The sequence below is a fragment of the Pseudomonas sp. Je.1.5.c genome (assembly GCF_051129895.1).
In the GTDB taxonomy this organism is placed as follows: domain Bacteria; phylum Pseudomonadota; class Gammaproteobacteria; order Pseudomonadales; family Pseudomonadaceae; genus Aquipseudomonas; species Aquipseudomonas urmiensis.
This window is the reverse complement of record NZ_JBCPSP010000030.1, coordinates 48,208-68,598: the sequence shown is the minus strand read 5'-3', so window position 1 is coordinate 68,598 and position 20,391 is coordinate 48,208. Positions and strand designations below refer to the sequence as shown.

At 62.0% G+C, this 20,391-nt stretch carries 17 protein-coding genes; 4 read left to right on the top strand and 13 right to left on the bottom strand.

Translation table 11 applies throughout. The annotated features are described in order from the left end of the window. Positions 1-183: 183 nt before the first annotated feature. From AAZU54_RS19770 to gloB, 12 genes are all read right to left on the bottom strand, one after another. The gene (locus tag AAZU54_RS19770; protein WP_186555735.1) at positions 184-426 is read right to left on the bottom strand and encodes a hypothetical protein; all 243 of its coding nucleotides are present in this window, start codon (positions 424-426) and stop codon (positions 184-186) included. Positions 427-438: 12 nt separating this feature from the next. Continuing rightward, on the bottom strand, positions 439-939 hold the full coding sequence (locus AAZU54_RS19765; RefSeq protein WP_186555736.1) for a hypothetical protein: 501 nt from the start codon (positions 937-939) through the stop codon (positions 439-441). A gap of 380 nt (positions 940-1,319) precedes the next feature. Continuing rightward, a complete protein-coding gene (locus tag AAZU54_RS19760; protein WP_434727550.1) occupies positions 1,320-2,480 on the bottom strand; it encodes a DUF6708 domain-containing protein in 1,161 nt (386 codons plus the stop codon). Beyond that, positions 2,480-5,122 (bottom strand): T6SS effector BTH_I2691 family protein, encoded by a 2,643-nt coding sequence (locus tag AAZU54_RS19755; RefSeq protein ID WP_434727549.1) that lies wholly within the window; start codon positions 5,120-5,122, stop codon positions 2,480-2,482. Before AAZU54_RS19755 ends, AAZU54_RS19760 begins: the two co-directional genes overlap by 1 nt. Before the next feature lie 10 nt (positions 5,123-5,132). Further along, the gene (locus tag AAZU54_RS19750) at positions 5,133-5,270 is read right to left on the bottom strand and encodes a hypothetical protein (RefSeq protein ID WP_434727548.1); all 138 of its coding nucleotides are present in this window, start codon (positions 5,268-5,270) and stop codon (positions 5,133-5,135) included. 387 nt (positions 5,271-5,657) lie between these two features. Continuing rightward, positions 5,658-7,274, bottom strand: coding sequence for an ABC transporter ATP-binding protein (locus AAZU54_RS19745; RefSeq protein WP_434727547.1), 1,617 nt, complete (start codon positions 7,272-7,274; stop codon positions 5,658-5,660). Between the two features lies 1 nt (position 7,275). Further along, entirely contained in the window at positions 7,276-8,295 is a 1,020-nt protein-coding gene (locus AAZU54_RS19740; RefSeq protein ID WP_186555741.1) for an ABC transporter permease, read from the bottom strand. A gap of 1 nt (position 8,296) precedes the next feature. After that, entirely contained in the window at positions 8,297-9,370 is a 1,074-nt protein-coding gene (locus tag AAZU54_RS19735) for a microcin C ABC transporter permease YejB (protein ID WP_312153413.1), read from the bottom strand. Position 9,371: 1 nt separating this feature from the next. Beyond that, on the bottom strand, positions 9,372-11,231 hold the full coding sequence (locus AAZU54_RS19730; RefSeq protein WP_186555743.1) for an extracellular solute-binding protein: 1,860 nt from the start codon (positions 11,229-11,231) through the stop codon (positions 9,372-9,374). After that, positions 11,228-13,057: an extracellular solute-binding protein gene (locus AAZU54_RS19725; RefSeq protein ID WP_202885259.1), complete on the bottom strand. Its 1,830-nt coding sequence runs from the start codon at positions 13,055-13,057 to the stop codon at positions 11,228-11,230. The genes AAZU54_RS19730 and AAZU54_RS19725 overlap by 4 nt, the downstream gene beginning before the upstream one ends. Before the next feature lie 147 nt (positions 13,058-13,204). Next, positions 13,205-14,632 carry a lytic transglycosylase domain-containing protein gene (locus AAZU54_RS19720; RefSeq protein ID WP_264234937.1) on the bottom strand — a complete coding sequence of 476 codons (1,428 nt, stop codon included), beginning with the start codon at positions 14,630-14,632 and terminating at the stop codon, positions 13,205-13,207. A gap of 100 nt (positions 14,633-14,732) precedes the next feature. After that, positions 14,733-15,512, bottom strand: coding sequence for a hydroxyacylglutathione hydrolase (gene gloB, locus AAZU54_RS19715; protein WP_312153407.1), 780 nt, complete (start codon positions 15,510-15,512; stop codon positions 14,733-14,735). A gap of 85 nt (positions 15,513-15,597) precedes the next feature. Between gloB and AAZU54_RS19710 the strand changes: the two genes are divergently transcribed. From AAZU54_RS19710 to AAZU54_RS19695, 4 genes are all read left to right on the top strand, one after another. Next, positions 15,598-16,377: a class I SAM-dependent methyltransferase gene (locus tag AAZU54_RS19710; RefSeq protein WP_186555746.1), complete on the top strand. Its 780-nt coding sequence runs from the start codon at positions 15,598-15,600 to the stop codon at positions 16,375-16,377. A gap of 23 nt (positions 16,378-16,400) precedes the next feature. Then, complete coding sequence (rnhA, locus tag AAZU54_RS19705; RefSeq protein ID WP_186555747.1) at positions 16,401-16,847, top strand: ribonuclease HI; 447 nt, start codon at positions 16,401-16,403, stop codon at positions 16,845-16,847. A gap of 52 nt (positions 16,848-16,899) precedes the next feature. Next, positions 16,900-17,643 (top strand): DNA polymerase III subunit epsilon, encoded by a 744-nt coding sequence (dnaQ, locus tag AAZU54_RS19700; RefSeq protein ID WP_312155127.1) that lies wholly within the window; start codon positions 16,900-16,902, stop codon positions 17,641-17,643. A 208-nt stretch (positions 17,644-17,851) separates the two neighbouring features. Further along, the gene (locus AAZU54_RS19695) at positions 17,852-20,113 is read left to right on the top strand and encodes an Orn/Lys/Arg decarboxylase N-terminal domain-containing protein (protein WP_405129266.1); all 2,262 of its coding nucleotides are present in this window, start codon (positions 17,852-17,854) and stop codon (positions 20,111-20,113) included. Here the strand turns inward: AAZU54_RS19695 and AAZU54_RS19690 are convergent. Continuing rightward, entirely contained in the window at positions 20,097-20,315 is a 219-nt protein-coding gene (locus tag AAZU54_RS19690) for a hypothetical protein (RefSeq protein ID WP_186555749.1), read from the bottom strand. The genes AAZU54_RS19695 and AAZU54_RS19690 overlap by 17 nt on opposite strands. Positions 20,316-20,391: the final 76 nt, after the last annotated feature.

Sequence of the window (20,391 nt, the reverse complement as noted above, 5' to 3'; positions counted from 1 at the left end):
GTCGAGCACCATCTCAGCAGCCCGGATTTTCTGTTCTTTCGAGTATGACTTTCGCACTGATTTTGCCTCCAATTGGGCGCCATCATAGCGCCCGTAGAAGGTGTCCAAAATCATTAGGCCAGATCAAACCCGCTCCCACAGGGTCCCTGCTAAGGCAATGAGCTTGCATCTCTGCAGTGGGGGTCAGTCGACCGTTGCATAGTGCCGACGGGTCATGAACAACACCACGCCAATTGGCACCGCAAAAGAGGCCATCAAGCCCAGGTCAAAGCCCAGCAGGTGGGTTTGGTTCAATGCAATGCAGCCGACAGCGCCAAGTACCACCAGCGCCACTCCGAGCCACTTGCGCAGCGGGTACGGCTTCACCCACCAATGCAATACAAAGGCCAGCGCTACGACGATAACTGTCTGGATAACTTCGGACATGAGCAGCTCCCGTCAGGCCCTGATGAGCAGGGATTCAGTCGTGCGTTGAGGACCAATGCCGCCATTGACCTGCGCCTCGATGCTGACGATAACGTCGCCAGCATGATGGGTGCTTAGCGCGCCATTGACGTACGAGCTCACGCCCGTCTTTGCCGCCAACCCCGCGACGAAGCCGGCAGCGGGGCCGGCCAAGCTACCGGCGGCTCCGGCAGCGCCCCCAGCGGCCGAGCCGGCGGCATTGGCGATGCTGGTGCGGCGGGTGTTGAGGGCATCGGCCTGTTGCCGGGTCAGCGGCTTGGAGATACCGACCATCATCAGGCACGGCCGGTTCTTGGCCTGCATCTTGTCGTAAATCTCCACGACCTTGCTGTTGACCTGGTAATGGGCGCTTTTCGCCTCGCCAAAATGCAGTTCGCGCAGGTTGCCGCGCTCATTGTCGGTGAGGGTGATTTGCGAGACGGTGAAGATGATCCCGTGCTGGGCCATGTATTGGAAAGTCCTTTCGAACTTCATTGCGCGCATCCTTTCGAGCAGAAGGGCGCCGATTCTCTACAAGACACGCTGCAGATGCAACCCATGTCTCTTGCGCAGCGAAATACCTGGCACACCACAACCCCACAGCCACTGCAAAACACTGTGGGAGCGGGCTTGCTCGCGAATAGGCCAGACCAGCCAACAACGCTCTAAAGTCTCAATGCTCAGCCCGCGCCTCAGCCGGCATCTGCACCTGAATCAGCGCCGACTCAAGCGACACCCGCAGCATCTCAAGCTCATGCATCGAGGCCATCATCAAAGCCGAGACGGGGGACTTGGGGCAGTGGATATATCGATTATGCAAAATACCAAGGCTTGAACCCTTATGCCGTTGAGCACCTGGAATTTTTGCCAGGCAATCACGGCTTAGCCTTGGAAGCAGGCTTGGCGTCGGTGCTCCGGCGTTTGGAGGGCGCTCGCGGTTTCTTCTCCGGGCGCTGCCCAGGGTGTGCCGTCCAAAGGTGAGCGTTTTCTCGTAGGCGCTGCTGAATGTGGGGTGGATAGTCGGCAAGTGTCGTCAACGGTGGAACGGGTTTGCCTGGCATACCGGCCTGGCGAATGATCTTGGGCCAGCGCGGTTTCCAGCACAGCAGCAGGCTGAGCCAGTGGCCGGTGCCGATGATCAAGAAGGCGGGGGAGATCAGGACCAGGCCGACCTTGATCAGCTTCGAGGCATTGCGGAAATAGTGCGTGACGCCTTCGAACTGCGGGGTGAACGCTTGCCATGGCCAGGGGAAGTGCGAGGTGATGCGCGGGCGGGGCAATCCTTCGGGACCTTCGTCCATGAAGCGGCGGATGAACTCCCACTCGTCGCGGATTTCGCCTTGATGGTTTGCTGATTTGCCGACCCAAGCCATTTGGGGGTAAAAGGTACCAGTTACGCGGGCTGACCAATTGAGTGCAAGTGGTAATCCCACGCCATCGGCGAGTGCATATTTATTGGCGGACCCTGTTGAAGTTACCCCTGCCCAAGGAAGCGTTACGATGCCCCCGCAATGACTGGGTCGATGAATATAAACCTGTTGAGTGGCACGATTGAAACGGATCAGCAAGTGGCGCGAAGTGAACATTTCAAGTCGAGTGAAACGCAGTCCATATTTTAAGTAGAACCAAGTCGTAGGGATTGTAAGTGTGGTTAACCACAGTGCCATCCATAGGTATCCAGTTGCAATGTCCCCTGTATTATGAAAATAATCCATTGTTCCGATTGTGCCGGCGACAATGCCAGCGAAGCCGTTTGCAATGAGAAAAATTAGCATCGCAGATAAAATGCTAATGAGACCGCGTTTTTCTTCAAGCATACCGCTACGTATTTCCAAAATCTGCTTGTCGAAGGCGTAGACTGGACCCCTTGTTTTCGGGTTTTTACTCGCGCTTATTTTGGCGGCTGCCAGTTCCTCATACTGGTCGCTTTCATAGGGTCTGGCTTCGTCGATCAATTTTTCATGCTGTTTATCATGCGTTCGGTCTTTCTCTGGCTGTATCGCAGCTTGCCACATTCCCCATTCAAAAAAATACATTAAAGCACCTCTTGCGCGGCGGCAAAAAACTCTGTCAGTTCCTCTTCATCGCTGATGTAGCCTTTGGCAGTGCTAGTGAGTCGGAAGCATGATTTGTCGCACCATTTTTCTAGTGCGTTATCATCAATTACTAGTAGCGCGACTGTAGATGTGATCGCGATCGTTCCTCCAATCCACCCCATCCGACTAAGTAACAACATAGCGGCTCGGTTTCCGGCGACTTGCCTAGAAAGCAAAGCAAGGCGTAGAAGATTAAAACCAGCAGCCGTACCTTGACGCCTCATCGCTAACCATTGGAAGTACATGCTCGCTTGCGAAAATGCGATTCCGCCTTGGCCTAATACGAGTAGTCCTGTCGCTGTTGCTCTCAGCGAGTAAGCTATTCCCAGTATGGTGGAGCGTTCTCCTCGCGCTTTTGCTTGATCAAAGTTAGTCTTCGCATCAGCAAAATCCCAAAAAATGCTAACAATCCCTCCCGCAGCCGCCATCCCCGCTCCCCACAAGCGAAAGCGCCCCAGGCTGACTTGCGCGCCCCGCGCCGCTGCCGAGCCCTGGCCTACAGTGGCCAGCGCCTGTTCGGTCCCCACCGCGAGTAACTCCATCCCCGCCGCCGCACTGGTCAACCCCGCGGCTGCCACTTCACTCCAGAACCGTCGGTCCTTGTTGTCCCGCTGCCCCTGCAGCAACAGCAGGCTCGCCTCAAGCAGCAACAACCCACTGGCGACGCGCAATCGGTAGAACGCATTGCTCTGCGCGCCCCGCACACTGTCGACGTAGGCTTGCTCCAGGCGGCGCACGATGGGGGCGGCGACGCGTCCGGGGGAGGGGGCGCGGCCATCCAGGGCGTGTTCGGCCAGGCGCAAGTTCAACGCCTGCTCACCCAACGAGGCCACCAGGTAGGTAGTCAAGCGTCGATGCAGCCGGTGGTCGCTGCTGTTGGGCATGCCTGCCTGCAGGCTTTCTCGCCCCAGCTGGCCCAGCCATGCCAGGGCGCCAGCGGTGTTGATCTGGCTGTGCTCGGCAAGCTGATCGAGGTGGCCATCGACGCGGCTGAACTGGGCAGCCAGTTCCTTGGCCTGCTTGAGCGTGGTGTCGAGCATCTGCCACGGGTCGGCGGGCGCGTGCAGGTTGGCGAGCTTCACCCGGGTCTGTTCCAGCACCTGGGCGATGTCGCGCTGGTTGAACACGAACGAGCGCAGCGCCAGGTTGGCTGGGGCCATTTCTTCGGCTTGCCACCACTGGGCCAACAGGCGCGCGCCGGCCGGCACCGCTTCCATGCCGATGACGCACAAGCCACTCTGGTGAGCGAAGCACAGCCCACTGTTGAGGTCGTTGTCGTCGTAGTAGGCCAATGCCTCCAGCAACGTGGGGCTGAGCAGCCAGGCCAGATGGTCGTCGGCGCGTGCCTCGGCCAGTCGTTGCGCTTCTTCGCTCTCCTGGCGGAACCAGCCAAGCTGTACGCGCATACCGCCCAGGTTGACCCGGGGCAGGTAGCGTTGTTCGAACTGTTTGGCGAACTCGCCTTGCTCGGCGCGGGCTTGCAGGTCTTGGCGCACCAGCTCGCTATTGATATCGATGAGGCTGTCCTTGAACTGATTCCAGCCTTCGCGGTTCATCCCTGGCAGCAAGGCTTGATCGCTGTCTTTGAGCTGCACGCGCAAGGTTTCGGCGTGCCGGCCCATGAGCGCGGCGACCTTGCGTTCGCTGAACTGCTGGTGCAGCTCGGTGAAGGCTTGGGCGACCAGGGTCTTGCGCTCGTTGCTCGGCCCGGGCTTGCCGTCGGGGCCGGCCGGCTCGGTGGTTTCCAGCCAGTCCTTGAGGTGTTCAAGACCGGCGTTGCGCCAGGCATTGAGCTCTTGGGTGATACCGATGGCATCTTCGACCACCAGGGCAACCCCGCGTGGCTTGAGCGGGTCTGCCATGGGCCTGAGCATCTGCCGGACGCCGGCCAGGGAGAGGACGCTGGGTGTGCTGAACAGTTGGCGCTGGAGCAAGGTGCGCAGCTGCGGATCGTGCTCGGCGGCAAAGTCGGCGACTTGTTCGAGCTGGTCATGGGTCAGCACATGGGGTTCGGGCGTCGGGCAGGCTGTGCCGGTGAAGCGGGCGATGTTCACGGCGGGCAGGCTGTGCCGCCGGCGCAGCAATTGTTGCTGGGCGGCTACGGTCAGCGGGTCGGGGCTGTAGAACACGCGCAGCGATTGCAGATCGTCCAGGTCGTGCACGTTGAAGGCCCAGGCGATGTTGCTGAGTACGTCCCGGACGCCGAGGGCTGGCGGTGGCTCCCAGGGCGCGTCGGGCTCGGTGAGTGACAACGAGCCGTTGGCGGCAATCCGATAGGGCCGGTGCAGGGTAGCGCGGCCAGTGCTGGTGCGCTGTTCCATCACGTACAGGAACCCTTCGCGCAAAGGGCGTATGGCATAGGCTGCATGCTTGAGTGCGGCGACCTGCTGGGGCTGGCGCAGGTGCTCGGCCAGATCGGGCAAGCGCTTGCGCTGGCCGGGGTTGCCGCCGACCACGGCGTAGCGCAGCGGCAGGATGGTGAAAGTGCGGGTGCAGCTGACGGCGGGGCCGAGGTCGAACTGTTCGCTGAGCTCTTCGCAGGATTTGCGGTTGAGCTCGAGAAAGTCTTGCCAAGCGATCATCTGAGCGTCCTTACTGCAGCGATTGAATGTTCGCCTGGGCCAGGGCGTCGGCGAGCAGGCGGGGATTTGCACGGGCTTGTGCATCGAGCTGGCCGAATTCAACAATCGCGCTCAAACGACAGTAATGCAGATCAGATTGGCGGGGCATGAGAAGTCCTTGTCTGCTGTGGGAGACTCTCCATCGGGCAGGTTTGAGGGAAGATGCGCTACCAACGAACACCTATAACGCATCTCAATGACCTGCTGATGGGGCAAGCCCCCGACACTAACGAAGAAGCATTTCTCAGTGATATTTTTGACTTCCTAAAATCGTGTAGGAAGTTTCTCTTCTAGCGATCTTTGGAGGTAGCAACTATCGGCTTGCTGCGCTAAAGGGACGGAGGAGTTATTGATGCGCAAGAGGGATTGATTGCAGGTGCGCCGGCTGTTCAGCCGGCGAAGGTCTTCACCGCTTGTTGGAAGTTAGTCGCCTATCTGGGTAGGTCGCAGGCGCGGCATTGCGTCGCGCACGGGGCACAATATGGCCCTTGGGATTTCAGATAGCCGCTTCGGCATTCGGCTGCAAAAACGCCGCCTCCAACAACTGCCGGGTATACGTATGCTGCGGCGCATGAAATATCGCCTGCGCATCCCCTTGCTCCACCACCTGCCCATGCTTGATCACCATCAACTGGTGGCTCAACGCCTTGACCACCGCCAAGTCATGGCTGATGAACAGATAAGTCAGGTTGTACTTGAGCTGCAGCGAGCGCAAAAGCTCCACCACCTGCCGCTGCACAGTCCGATCCAATGCCGAGGTCGGCTCATCGAGCAGAATCAACGCCGGCTTGAGCACCAACGCCCGCGCAATGGCAATCCGCTGCCGCTGCCCGCCGGAAAACTCATGCGGATAGCGGTGGCGAGTGCTCGGATCGAGCCCCACTTCCTGCAACGCCGCGATGATCGCCGCCTCTTGCTCCTCAGCCGTGCCAATGCGGTGAATCCGCAAGCCTTCGCCAACGATATCCGCAACGCACATACGTGGGCTGAGGCTGCCGAACGGGTCTTGGAATACCACCTGCATTTCCCGTCGCAGTGGTCGCACTTCTTGCTGATTGAGGCTTTCCAGGTTCTGCCCGTGGAAGCGGATGCCGCCTTGGCTTGAGATCAAGCGCAAGATCGCCAGGCCCAGGGTCGACTTGCCCGAGCCACTCTCGCCGACGATGCCCAGGGTCTGCCCCTGGGGCAGGCTGAAGTTGATGCCATCGACCGCTTTGACATGATCGACGGTGCGCCGCAACAGGCCTTTCTTGATCGGGAACCACACGCGCAGGTCATCGACTTCGAGCAGCGGCGCGCCCACCGGGTTTTGCGCGGGCTGGCCGCTGGGCTCGGCGTTGATCAGCATCTGCGTGTAGGGATGTTGCGGGGCGCTGAACAGGGTGGCGCACTCGGCCTGTTCGACGATCTTGCCGCGCTGCATCACGCACACCCGATGGGCGATGCGCCGCACCAGGTTGAGGTCGTGGCTGATCAGCAGCAGGGCCATGCCCAAGCGTGCTTGCAGCTCCTTGAGCAGGTCGAGGATCTTCAACTGCACCGTGACGTCGAGCGCAGTGGTCGGTTCGTCGGCAATCAGCAGCTCCGGCTCGTTGGCCAGGGCCATGGCAATCATCACCCGCTGGCGCTGGCCGCCGGACAGCTCGTGGGGCAGGGCCTTGAGGCGCTTGCGCGGTTCGGGGATGCCGACCAGCTCAAGCAGCTCCAGGGTGCGCGCGGTGGCTTGCTTGCCGGTCAGGCCTTTGTGCAGCAGGAGGATCTCGTTGATCTGCTTTTCGATGCTGTGCAGCGGGTTCAGCGAAGTCATCGGCTCTTGGAAGATCATCGCGATGCGGTTGCCGCGAATGCGCTGCATGGGCTTTTCGCCCAGCTGCAGCAGGTCTTTGTCGCCATAGTGGATGCTGCCGCTGGGGTGGCGGGCAAGCGGGTAGGGCAAAAGGCGCAGGATCGAGTGGGCCGTCACCGACTTGCCCGAGCCGCTTTCGCCGACCAGGGCCAGGGTCTCGCCTTTGCGGATGTCGAAGCTGATGCCGTCGACCACGCGGTTGACCTGGTCACCACTGAGGAACTCGACCGCAAGATCACGGACTTCGATCAGGTTGTGTTCGCTCATGTCATTTCCTCGGGTCGAAGGCATCGCGGGCGGACTCGCCGATAAATACCAGCAGGCTGAGCATCAGCGCCAGTACGGCGAAGGCGCTGATGCCCAGCCACGGCGCTTGCAGGTTGGACTTGCCCTGGGCGACCAGCTCGCCCAGCGAGGGCGAGCCGGCGGGCAGGCCGAAGCCGAGGAAGTCCAGCGCGGTCAGCGTGCCGATCGCGCCGGTGAGAATGAACGGCATGAAGGTCATGGTCGAGATCATCGCGTTGGGCAGGATGTGCCGGTACATGATCGCGCCGTTGCGCATGCCCAAGGCGCGGGCAGCGCGCACGTATTCGAGGTTGCGCCCACGCAGGAACTCGGCGCGCACCACATCGACCAGGCTCATCCAGGAGAACAGCAGCATGATCCCCAGCAGCCACCAGAAGTTGGGTTGCACGAAGCTGGCGAGGATGATCAGCAGGTACAGCACCGGCAGGCCGGACCAGATCTCCAGAAAGCGCTGGCCAGCCAGATCGACCCAGCCGCCGTAGAAGCCCTGCAAGGCGCCAGCGATGACGCCGACGATCGAGCTGAGCACGGTCAGGGTCAGGGCGAATAGTACCGATACGCGAAAGCCATAGATGACCCGCGACAGCACATCGCGGCCCTGGTCGTCGGTGCCTAGCCAGTTATCCGCCGAGGGCGGGGCGGGCGCCGGCACCTTGAGGTCGTAGTTGATGCTCTGGTAGCTGAACGGGATCGGCGCCCACAGCACCCAGCTGTCTTTTTTCTCCAGCAGCTCGCGGATGTACGGGCTCTTGTAGTTGGCTTCGAGTGGGAATTCGCCGCCGAAGGTGGTCTCTGGATAGCGTTTGAATGCCGGGAAGTACCACTCACCGTCGTAGCGTACGGCAATCGGTTTGTCGTTGGCGATCAGTTCGGCGCCCAGGCTCAGGCCGAACAGGATGATGAACAACCACAACGACCACCAACCGCGGCGGTTGGCCTTGAAGCGCTCGAAGCGCCGGCGATTGAGAGGGGACAGGGCCATGTCAGTGCTCCCGGCTGGCGAAGTCGATGCGCGGATCGACCAGGGTGTAGGTCAGGTCGCCGATCAGTTTCACCACCAGCCCGAGCAGGGTGAAGATGAACAGGGTGCCGAAGACCACCGGGTAGTCGCGATTGATCGCCGCTTCGAAACTCATCAGGCCCAGGCCGTCGAGCGAGAAGATCACCTCGATCAGCAAGGAGCCGGTGAAGAAGATGCCGATGAACGCCGAGGGGAAACCGGCGATCACCAGCAGCATGGCGTTGCGGAACACGTGCCCGTACAGCACCCGTGGCCGGCTCAGGCCCTTGGCCTTGGCGGTGACCACGTACTGCTTGTTGATCTCGTCGAGGAAGCTGTTCTTGGTCAGCAGGGTCATGGTGGCGAAGTTACCGATCACCAGCGCTGTAATCGGCAGCACCAGGTGCCAGAAGTAGTCGAGCACCTTGCCGGTGGTCGACAGCTCCTCGAAGTTGTTCGAAGTCAGCCCGCGTAGCGGGAACCAGTCGAAGTAGCTGCCGCCGGCGAACAACACGATCAGCAGGATGGCGAACAGGAACGCCGGGATGGCGTAGCCGACGACGATCGCCGAGCTGGTCCAGACGTCGAAGTGGCTGCCGTGGCGCACCGCTTTGGCGATCCCCAGGGGGATCGACACCAGGTACATGACCAGCGTGCTCCACAGCCCGAGCGAGATCGACACCGGCATCTTTTCGGCGATCAGGTCGATGACCTTGGCGTCGCGGAAGAAGCTGTCGCCGAAGTCGAGCTGGGCGTAGTTCTTGATCATGATCCACAGCCGCTCGGGCGGCGACTTGTCAAAGCCGTACATGCGCTCGATCTCGGCGATCAGCGCTGGGTCCAGGCCTTGTGCGCCACGGTAGTTGGAGCCGGCCACCGAGACTTCGGCGCCGCCGCCGGCGATGCGGCTGGTGGCGCCGTCGAAGCCTTCGAGCTTGGCGATCATCTGCTCGACCGGGCCACCGGGGGCGGCCTGGACGATGATGAAGTTGATCACCAGGATGCCCAGCAGGGTTGGGATGATCAGCAGCAAACGGCGCAGGATATAGGCGAGCATGTCAGTTCGCCTCGCCAGGTTGTTCGGCGTCTGCCGGCTGTGCAGGCTGCGCGGTCACTGCCGGGGTGACGTCGGGTTTGATCCACCAGGTGTCGATGCCAACATCATATTTGGGCGATACCTTGGGGTGGCCGATGTGGTTCCAGTAGGCCACGCGCCAGGTCTTGATGTGCCAGTTGGGGATTACGTAGTAGCCCCACAGCAGCACCCGGTCGAGGGCGCGGGCGTGGTCGATCAGGCTCTGGCGGGAGTCAGCGTTGATCAACGCTTCGACCAGTTGGTCGATGGCCGGGTCGCGCAGGCCGATGAAGTTGCGGCTGCCGGGGTTGTCGGCGGCGCCGCTGGACCAGAACTCGCGCTGTTCGTTGCCAGGCGAGCTGGACTGCGGGAAGCCGCTGACGATCATGTCGAAATCGCGCGAGCGCAGGCGGTTGATGTACTGCGGGACTTCGACGCGGCGAATGCTCAGCTCGATGCCCAGGTCGGCCAGGTTGCGCTTGAACGGCAGCAGCACGCGCTCGAACTCGGTCTGCGCGACCAGGAACTCGATGCTCACGGGTTTGCCTTGGGTGTCGACCATCTTGTCGTTGACGATTTTCCAGCCGGCGTCTTGCAGCAGCTTGTAAGCCTTGCGCTGTTGCTCGCGGATCATGCCGCTGCCGTCGGTGACTGGGTTGTGGAAGGCTTCGCTAAAGGCTTGCTCGGGGATCTTGCCGCGCAGTGGTTCGAGGATCTTCAGCTCGGCCGGCGAGGGCAGGCCCTTGGCGGCCATTTCCGAGTTTTCGAAGTAGCTGCCGGTGCGGGTGTAGGCGCCGTTGAACAGCTGCTTGTTGGTCCACTCGTAATCGAGCATCAGGCTCAGCGCCTGGCGTACGCGAATGTCCTGGAATACCGGGCGGCGCAGGTTGAAGACAAAGCCCTGCATGCCGACCGGGTTGCCGTTGAGCAGCTCTTCCTTGATCAGCCGGCCTTCGCGCACCGCTGGCACGTTGTAGGCGGTGGCCCAGTTCTTCGCGGTCATTTCCAGCATGTAGTCGAACTGGCCGGCCTTGAGCGCTTCGAGGGCGACGGTGTTGTCGCGGTAATAGTCGAAGGTCATGGCGTCGAAGTTGTAGAAGCCGCGGTTGATCGGCAGGTCTTTGGCCCAATAGTCCTTGACCCGCTCGTAGCGCACCGAGCGTCCGGCCTTGACCTGGGCGATCTTGTACGGCCCGCTGCCCAGCGGGATTTCCAGGTTGCCCCGGGTGAAGTCGCGCTCGGCGTACCAGTGCTTGGGCAGTACCGGCAGTTGGCCGAGAATCAGCGGCAGCTCGCGGTTGTTCTTGTGCTTGAACTTGAACAGTACAGTCAGCGGGTTTTCTGCCACGGCTTCGGCGACGTCGCCGTAGTACACGCGGTACAGCGGCGCGCCTTTGCTGACCAGGGTGTTGAAGGTCCATACCACGTCGTCGGCGCGCATCGGTTGGCCGTCGTGAAAGCGCGCTTCGGGGCGCAGGTAGAAGCGCACCCAGCTATTGTCCGGGGCCTTTTCGATCTTGCCGGCCACCAGGCCGTACTCGGTGAAAGGCTCATCCAGGCTTTGGCGCATCAGGGTGTCGTAGATGCTGCCGATGTTTTCTGCAGGCACGCCCTTGTTGATGAACGGGTTGAGACTGTCGAAACCGCCGAAGCTGGATTGGCGGAAGGTGCCGCCCTTGGGCGCGTCGGGGTTGACGAAGTCGAAGTGCTTGAAGCTCGCCGGGTACTTGGGCGGCTCATCGTACAAGGTCAGGGCGTGTTGCGGCGCGGCCATTGCCGTCACGCTCAGGCAGGCGAGCAGCAAGCTGCCAGCCAGGCGGCGCAGGCTGTGGGTCGGCATCATTTGGCTTTCTCCGAAGTCTTGAGCCACCAGCTGTTCAAGCCCAGGGTGTAGGGCGGCGTGGTGACGAAGGCGAACCGGTTGCGGTAGGCCAAGCGGTGATTGTCGAGATACCAGTTGGGAATCATGTAGTAGTGCCACGACAGTACCCGGTCCAGGGCGCGCGCAGCGGCAACCTGGTCGTCGCGGGTACGGGCGGCGAGCAGGGTGTCGAGTAGGTGGTCGACCACCGGGTCCTTGACCCCAGCATAGTTCTTGCTGCCCTTGGTCGAGGCTTGGCTGGAATGAAAGTACAGCCACTGCTCAAGGCCGGGGCTCAAGGTCTGGTTCAGGGTCATCAGAATCATGTCGAAGTCGAACTGGTCCAGCCGTTGTTTGTACTGGGCGCGGTCCACGGTGCGCAAGCGCGCATCGATGCCGATGCTCGCCAGATTTTCGACATAAGGTTGCAGGATCCGTTCAAGGTTGGGGTTGACCAGCAACAGCTCGATGCGCAGCTGCTTGCCCTTGGCGTCTACCAGGCGCTGGCCATCGAGCTTCCAGCCCGCCTGGGCGAACAGCGCCAGGGCCTGGCGCAGGGTTTGCCGGCTGACGCCGCTGCCGTCGGTGTGGCTGACCTTGTACGGCTCGGTGTAGAGCTTTGCCGGCAGTTGCTCGCGAAACGGCGCCAGCAGCAGCCACTCCTTGCCGGTCGGCAGGCCGGTGGCGGCAAACTCGCTGTTGGGGTAGTAGCTGGTCGAGCGGCGATAGGCGCTGCTGAACAGGGCGCGGTTGGTCCACTCGAAGTCGAGCATCAGGCCCAGCGCCTGGCGCACCAGCGGGTCGCTGAAGGTCGCCCGGCGGCTGTTCATGAACAGGCCCTGGGTCTGGGTCGGGATGCGATGCGGGATCTGCGCCTTGATCACTTCACCGCGGCGCACCGCCGGGAAGTTGTAGCCGTTGGCCCAGTTCTTGGCCTGGTGCTCGATGTAGATGTCGAACTCACCGGCCTTGAACGCCTCGAAGGCGACGGTGGCGTCGCGATAGAACTCGTATTCGACGCGGTTGAAGTTGTACTTGCCGCGGTTGACCGGCAGATCCTTGCCCCAGTAGTCCTTGACCCGCGTGAATACCAGGCGCCGGCCTGGCTGCACTTCAGAAATGCGATACGGCCCGCTGCCCAGCGGTGGCTCGAAGGTGGTTGCCTTGAAGTCGCGCTTTTGCCAGTAGTGCTTGGGCAACACCGGCATTTCGCCCAGGCGCAGGATCAGCAGAGGGTTGCCAGCGCGCTTGAACACGAAGCGGATGCGCAACGGCCCGAGGATATCGACGCGTTGCACTTCCTGCAGGTTGGTGCGGTACAGCGGGTGGCCGTCCTTGAGCAGCGTGCGGTAGGAGAACGCCACGTCCGCCGAGGTGATCGGTTTGCCATCGTGGAAGCGTGCTTCGGGGCGCAGGTTGAACACCACCCAGCTGCGGTCCTCGCTGTACTCGACCGAGCGGGCGATCAGGCCGTAGCTGGAGGTGGGTTCGTCGCCAGACGGGTCGTACATGCCGGTGCCGACCATCAGCGTCTCGTTGAGCTCGTTGATGCCGTACTGCAGGAAGTTTGGCGTGGTGACCGGGCTTGAGCCTTTGAAGGTATAAGGGTTGAGCGTGTCGAAGGTGCCGAATGCCATGGCCCGCAAGGTCCCGCCCTTGGGCGCTTGCGGATTGACCCAGTCGAAGTGGGTGAAGGTGGCCGGGTATTTGAGCGTACCGAACTGCGCGTAACCGTGGCTTTCGCTCACCATCGCGCCTGCGGGAAAGCTCAAGGCCAGGCTGAATGACAGCAGGAGGGGACGTATCAAGTCGGCATCCGATCCAGAGGGCTTTGGGCTTTGGTCGGGCTACAGTAACAGCTTGGCGGGGTTGGAAAAAGAGTGCTGGGAGCGGAGAGGGCGCAGCGCTATTGGGTGCTGTTGCTAAGGTGGGGCTGCAAAGCAGCCCCAATTGCATCAATGGCCCAGGTAGACAGTCAGGGTCTGGCCGGGTTTGAGCGCATGGCCGCTACGCGGATTCCAGCGTTTGAGGTGCTGCATCTCGACATTGAAGCGCTTGGCCACCAGGTACAGCGAGTCACCCTTGCGTACTTTGTACTGGGTCGAGCGCTGCTTGGACGACGCAACCCGGTTGCCGGCAGCCGAAGGTGCATTACCGCCGCGCAGGGCCAGAACCTGGCCAGCTTTCAGGCGGTTGCCCGAGAGCCGGTTCCAACGCTGGATGTCCTTGACCGAAACCCGATTGGCCTTGGCAATGCTGCCCAGGTTGTCCCCGCGTTTGACCCGGTAGCTACGCGCTGCAGGCGCCTTGGCTTCAGCCACCGCCGCCTCGAACACCGCTTTACGCGGCTGCAGGCTGACCAACTGCTCGGGGTTGAGGTTGGACAGGCTGGCCGACAGCAGCTGGGCCTTGGCGGTAGGCACCAGCAACTGCTTGGGCCCATCGACCGTCATGCGCTTCTTGAACGCGGGGTTGAGCTGGATCAGTTCGTCTTCGTCCATGTTGGCGAAGGCGGCGACCTTGGACAGGTCCAGGCGGTCGTTGATGGCCACGGCCTCGAAGTAGGGCTCGTTGGCGATCGGGTTGAGGTTGACGCCGTAGGACTCAGGCGTCGACACCACCTGCGACAGCGCCAGCAGCTTGGGCACGTAGTCGCGGGTTTCCTGCGGCAGGGGCAGGTTCCAGTAATCGGTCGGCAGGCCGAGCTTTTCGTTACGCTCGATCGCCCGGCTGACAGTGCCTTCGCCAGCGTTGTAGGCGGCCAGCGCCAACAGCCAGTCGCCGTTGAACATGTCGTGCAGGCGGGTCAGGTATTCCAGCGCAGCATTGGTCGACGCGGTGATGTCGCGGCGGCCATCGTAGAAATTGGTTTGACGCAGGTTGAAGTGGCGCCCGGTGGACGGGATGAACTGCCACATGCCAGCGGCGTGGGCCCGCGAGTAGGCCATCGGGTTGTAGGCGCTTTCGATCGCCGGCAGCAGCGCCAGCTCAAGCGGCATGTCGCGTTCTTCCAAGCGCTCGACGATGTAATGCAGGTACAGGCTGCCGCGCTCGCCGGCGGTTTCGACGAAACGTGGGTTGCTGGCGAACCACAGGCGCTGCTGTTCGATGCGCGGGTTGACGTCGATGCTGTCTTGCAGGGCAAAGCCCTGGCGCATGCGCTCCCAGACATCCTGGGGTGCTTGCTCCTTGGGCTTGACCATCAGCGGCGCCGGTTTGTGCTTGATCCGAGCCTGGTAGTTGTGCGCGCGAACGCTTTCGGATTCGTCAACCTGACGGGTGCTCTGGCAGCCCACCAAAGTGGCGGCCAGGGCCAGCGCACTGATCTGTGCGAGGCGCGTCAAAGCGACGGATTGCGAGGTTCTGCGGCTACGGGAAGACATCGGCTGGGACGGGTATCCGGGCAAAAAATTTCGGCGATTCTAGGAACCGCTTTCCGCCCGGTCAACCTTTGAGGACCAATTGCGATATATCTTGAGGTTATCAAAAGCCGTCTTTCCAAGACCTCAAGGCAGCAAAAACAGCGGCTTGGCCTACGTTTGAAAGACCCTTCCATTCGTCTGCTTTTTGTTTAACGGATGTTTCAGCGGTACGCAGGAAGGGGTTGGTCAAGCGTTCCAAGCCGATCGTTGATGGCAATGTGATGCGATCTTGCTCACGCAGGCGGCTAATCTCGGCAAAGCGTGCGACAACGTGCGGGTTTTCTGGTTCTACAGCCTTGGCAAAGCGCAGGTTGCTCAAGGTGTATTCGTGGGCGCAGTACACTTGGGTTGCGGCGGGCAAGGCGGCCAGCCGCTCAAGGGAGTTGTGCATTTGCTCTGGGGTGCCCTCGAACAAGCGGCCACAACCGGCCGCGAACAGGGTGTCGCCACTAAACAACAGGGGGGTGGGCGTCTGCGTGGTGAAATAGGCAATGTGTCCCAGGGTATGGCCGGGCATCGCCATGACCTGGAAACTCAGGCCCAGCGCGGTAACCTGGGCATTGTCCTGCAGGGCCAGGTCGCGGCCGGGGATGGTTTCGGCAGCCGGGCCGCAAACGCGCGCGCCCGTCATCTGCTTGAGTTGTTCGACACCGCCGACGTGATCGTGATGGTGATGGGTGACCAGGATGTCGGTCAGCGCCCAGGTGGGGTTGGCCTTGAGCCAGGCCAGCACCGGCGCGGCGTCACCGGGATCGACCACCGCGCACTGGCGTTTGGCAGTATCCTGTAACAACCAGATGTAGTTGTCGGAGAAAGCGGGTAGGGCATCGATCTGTATCATGGTGCGGATCCGAATCATCTGGCGTGGGACATGAGGGCATCTTAGCCGCGATGGCGCGGCGGGAGAACCTTGGAGGGAAAACGCAATGACCGACCAAGCCTTTGCCCAGGCCGATCCTGACTGGATCGAACTGATCAGCCTGGCCCGCGACTGGTTCCAGGGCCCCCTGGGGCAATTGATGCTGCGCGAGGAAGAAAAGCTGCTCGAAGACGAGCTGGCGCGCTTCTTCGGCGGCTACCTGGTGCATTACGGCCCCTGCGCCGAACCCCCGCCCAGTGCTCCGCAGGTGCATCGCAACGTGCGCCTGGGCGCGCCGCTGCCAGGGGTCGAGATCGTCTGCGAAGAACAGGCCTGGCCGCTCTCCGAGCACGCAGCCGATGTGGTGGTGCTGCAGCATGGCCTGGACTTCAGCCTGTCGCCGCATGGCCTGCTGCGTGAGGCGGCCAGCGCTGTGCGCCCGGGTGGCCATTTGCTGATCGTGGGCATCAACCCGTGGAGCAGCTGGGGCATGCGCCATTTCTTCAGCCATGGGGCGCTGCGCAAGGCGCGCTGCATCTCGCCGTCGCGGGTCGGCGACTGGCTCAACCTGCTCGGCTTTGCGCTGGAGAAACGCCGCTTCGGCTGCTATCGTCCGCCGCTGGCCTCGCCGGCCTGGCAACAACGCCTGGCCGGTTGGGAGCGGATGGCCGGTGGTTGGCAAACCTCTGGCGGCGGGGTCTACCTGCTGGTGGCGCGCAAGATGGTGGTCGGCCTGCGGCCGCTGCGTCTGGAGCGGCGCGAGCCAATGGGTAAGTTGCTGCCGTTACCGCTGGCCAAGGTCAACCGCGAGGCAACTAGCCAGCGTGAGCGCCATCCCGGTCGATAATCCACAGCGAGTTAAGGCAGTACATGAGCGATAGCATCGAGATCTACACCGATGGCGCCTGCAAGGGCAACCCTGGCCCGGGTGGCTGGGGGGTGCTGATGGTCTACAAGGGCGTTGAGAAGGAATTGTGGGGCGGTGAGCTCGAGACCACCAACAATCGCATGGAACTAATGGCGGCGATCGAAGGCCTGCGGGCGCTCAAGCGTGAATGCGAGGTGGTGCTGACCACCGACTCGCAGTACGTGATGAAGGGCATCAACGAGTGGATGGCCAATTGGAAGAAGCGCGGTTGGAAGACCGCGGCCAAGGAGCCGGTGAAAAACGCTGACTTGTGGCGCGAGCTCGACGAGCAGGTCAACCGACACAAGGTCACCTGGAAATGGGTGCGCGGGCATATCGGCCACCCTGGCAACGAACGCGCCGACCAGTTGGCCAACCGCGGCGTCGACGAGGTACGCGCCAAGCGCTGAGCTGGGGTACAATCGCCGGCTTTCCCTTGAAGTACCAGTTGGAGCCACCCGCGTGGAGCAGCAGAACAGCAGATTCGTCGTCCTCGATACCGAAACGACCGGCATGCCGGTCAGTGAGGGGCATCGGATCATCGAGATCGGTTGTGTCGAAGTCATGGGCCGGCGCCTGACCGGGCGGCACTTCCACGTCTATCTGCAGCCCGACCGCGAGAGTGACGAAGGCGCGATTGGCGTGCACGGCATCACCGATGCATTCTTGGTTGGCAAACCACGTTTTGCCGAGGTGGCCGAGGAGTTCTTCGAGTTCATCCAGGGTGCCCAGCTGGTCATCCATAACGCAGCGTTCGACGTTGGCTTCATCAACAACGAGTTCGCCATGCTCGGTCAGCACGACCGCGCAGACATCTCCAAGCACTGCGGCATTCTCGACACCCTGATGCTGGCGCGTGCGCGCCATCCGGGCCAGCGCAACAGCCTCGATGCCTTGTGCAAACGCTACGGCATCGACAACTCCGGCCGTGAACTGCACGGCGCCTTGCTCGACTCCGAGTTGTTGGCGGACGTTTACCTGGCGATGACCGGCGGGCAGACCAGCCTGTCGCTGGCTGGGCATGGCGCTGACGGTGAAGAGGGTGGCAACAGCACTGGCAGTGAGATTCGCCGTATCGTCGGACGCCAGCCTGGGCGGATCATCATGGCCTCGGCTGAAGAGTTGGAAGCGCATGCCGAGCGTCTGGCAGCAGTGGCCAAGTCGGCGGGTGGGCCGGCGTTGTGGCAGAGCCTGACCGAAGGTTGATCGAGCCCTGCGGGGGGGGTGTCAGGGCTGGCCTCTTCGCGGGCAAGCCCGCTCCAGGCTGTCGGCTTAAGAACGCTACGATCCCTGTGGGAGCGGGCTTGCCCGCGAAGAGGCCGGGGCTGACAGCGCAAATACTAAACGTCGCAGCCTGAGCAACCAGCTTCTACCCTGAAAGAACCCAGCAGTTCTGCCCAGGTGGTGGTTGCCCATGTACAAGGACCTGCAGTTCCCGATCCTGATCGTTCACCGGGCGATCAAGGCCGACAGCGTCGCCGGCGAGCGTGTGCGTGCCATCGCCGCTGAATTGGCCCAGGACGGCTTCACCATCCTGGCCGCCGCCGACCACGCCGAAGCGCGCCTGGTCGCCGCTACCCATCATGGCTTGGCCTGCATGCTGATCGCCGCTGAAGGGGTCGGCGACAACACTCATCTGTTGCAGAACATGGCCGAGCTGATCAGCCTGGCGCGTCTGCGGGCGCCAAACCTGCCGATCTTCGCCCTCGGCGAGCAGGTCACCCTGGAGAACGCCCCCGCCGAGGCGATGAGCGAGCTCAACCAGCTGCGCGGCATTCTTTACCTGTTCGAAGACACCGTGCCGTTTCTCGCCCGCCAGGTCGCGCGGGCTGCCCACAACTACCTCGATGGCCTGTTGCCGCCGTTTTTCAAGGCATTGGTGCAGCACACTGCGCAATCGAACTATTCCTGGCATACCCCCGGCCACGGCGGCGGTGTGGCGTATCGCAAGAGCCCGGTGGGGCAGGCATTCCACCAGTTCTTCGGCGAAAACACGCTACGCTCCGACCTGTCGGTATCGGTGCCCGAGTTGGGATCCTTGCTCGATCACACCGGCCCGTTGGCCGAGGCTGAAGCACGCGCTGCGCGCAATTTCGGCGCCGATCACACCTTCTTCGTGATCAACGGCACCTCGACGGCCAACAAGATCGTCTGGCATTCGATGGTCGGCCGTGACGACCTGGTGCTGGTCGACCGCAACTGTCACAAGTCAGTGGTGCACGCGATCATCATGACCGGCGCCATTCCCATTTACCTGTGCCCCGAGCGCAACGAACTGGGCATCATCGGGCCGATTCCGTTGAGTGAGTTCAGCGCTGGGTCGATCCAGGCCAAGATCGCCGCCAACCCGCTGGCCACAGGCCGACCGGCGCGGATCAAGCTGGCAGTGGTGACCAACTCGACCTACGACGGGCTGTGCTATCACGCCGGGATGATCAAGCAGGCTTTGGGTAATAGCGTCGAAGTGCTGCATTTTGACGAAGCCTGGTTCGCCTATGCTGCCTTTCATGAGTTTTTTGCCGGCCGTTATGCCATGGGTACGCCGCGCAGCGCCGACAGCCCGCTGCTGTTCAGCACCCATTCGACCCACAAGTTGTTGGCCGCCTTCAGCCAGGCGTCAATGATTCATGTGCAGGACGGCGCCACGCGCCAGCTCGACCGCGACCGCTTCAATGAAGCGTTCATGATGCACATCTCTACCTCGCCGCAGTACAGCATCCTGGCCTCGCTGGACGTCGCCTCGGCGATGATGGAAGGCCCCGCCGGACGCTCGCTGCTGCAGGAGATGTTCGACGAGGCGCTGAGCTTTCGCCGCGCCCTGGCCAACCTGCGCGAGCATATCGCTGCCGATGACTGGTGGTTCAGCATCTGGCAGCCGGAGCGTGCCGAGGGCATCCAGCACATTACCGCCCAGGATTGGCTGTTGCAGCCCGGTGCGCCCTGGCATGGCTTTGGCGAGGTCGAGCAGGACTACGTGTTGCTCGATCCGCTCAAGGTCACCCTGGTCATGCCTGGGCTGACGGCTGGTGGCGCGCTGGGTGCGCACGGCATTCCGGCGGCGGTGGTGAGCAAGTTTCTCTGGGAGCGTGGGCTGGTGGTGGAAAAGACCGGACTGTACAGCTTTCTGGTGCTGTTCTCGATGGGCATCACCAAGGGCAAATGGAGCACTTTGCTAACCGAGTTGCTGGAGTTCAAGCGCCACTATGACGCGAACAGCCCCTTGAGCGTCAGCCTGCCGAGCGTGGTGGCCCAGGCGCCGGGACGTTATCAGGGATTGGGCCTACGTGATCTGTGCGGCCAGTTGCATGAGTGTTATCGCAGCAATGCCACGGCCAAGCAGCTCAAGCGCCTGTTTACCCGTTTGCCGGACGTGGCCATCAGCCCGGCGCTGGCCTATGACCATCTGGTGCGCGGGGCGGTCGAGGCAGTGCCGGTCGAAGCGTTGCTAGGGCGGATCTCGGCGGTGATGCTGGTGCCCTATCCGCCTGGTATCCCGTTGATCATGCCAGGCGAACGCTTCACCGAAGCGACGCGCTCGATCCTCGATTACCTGGCCTTCGCCCGCGCGTTCGACCAGGGCTTCCCCGGTTTTGTCGCCGATGTGCACGGTCTGCAAAGCGAAGACTGTGGCCAAGGGCGCATCTACACGGTCGACTGCGTCAAGGAATGCGGATGATTTCCACGCCGCTTTGCGCCAGTTCGAAACGGTCCTCACCCAGATGGTTGACCCGGTCACCGATGGCCAGGCGATAGCTGCTGATCGGCGCGCCAAGCACGCTGCCATCGGCCTGGAGGGTCGACTCCTGGAACTCATGGACGGGGTAGATACGGCCTTCGGCGTCACGGGCGTGGAATTGGCCGACCAGTACTGCTGCCATTTTGGGGGGAAACCTCTGAAAAATGTAGGAAATGTCTGCAGGCATAGACCAGTGAAACCCTTGGGAAGTTTTCTAT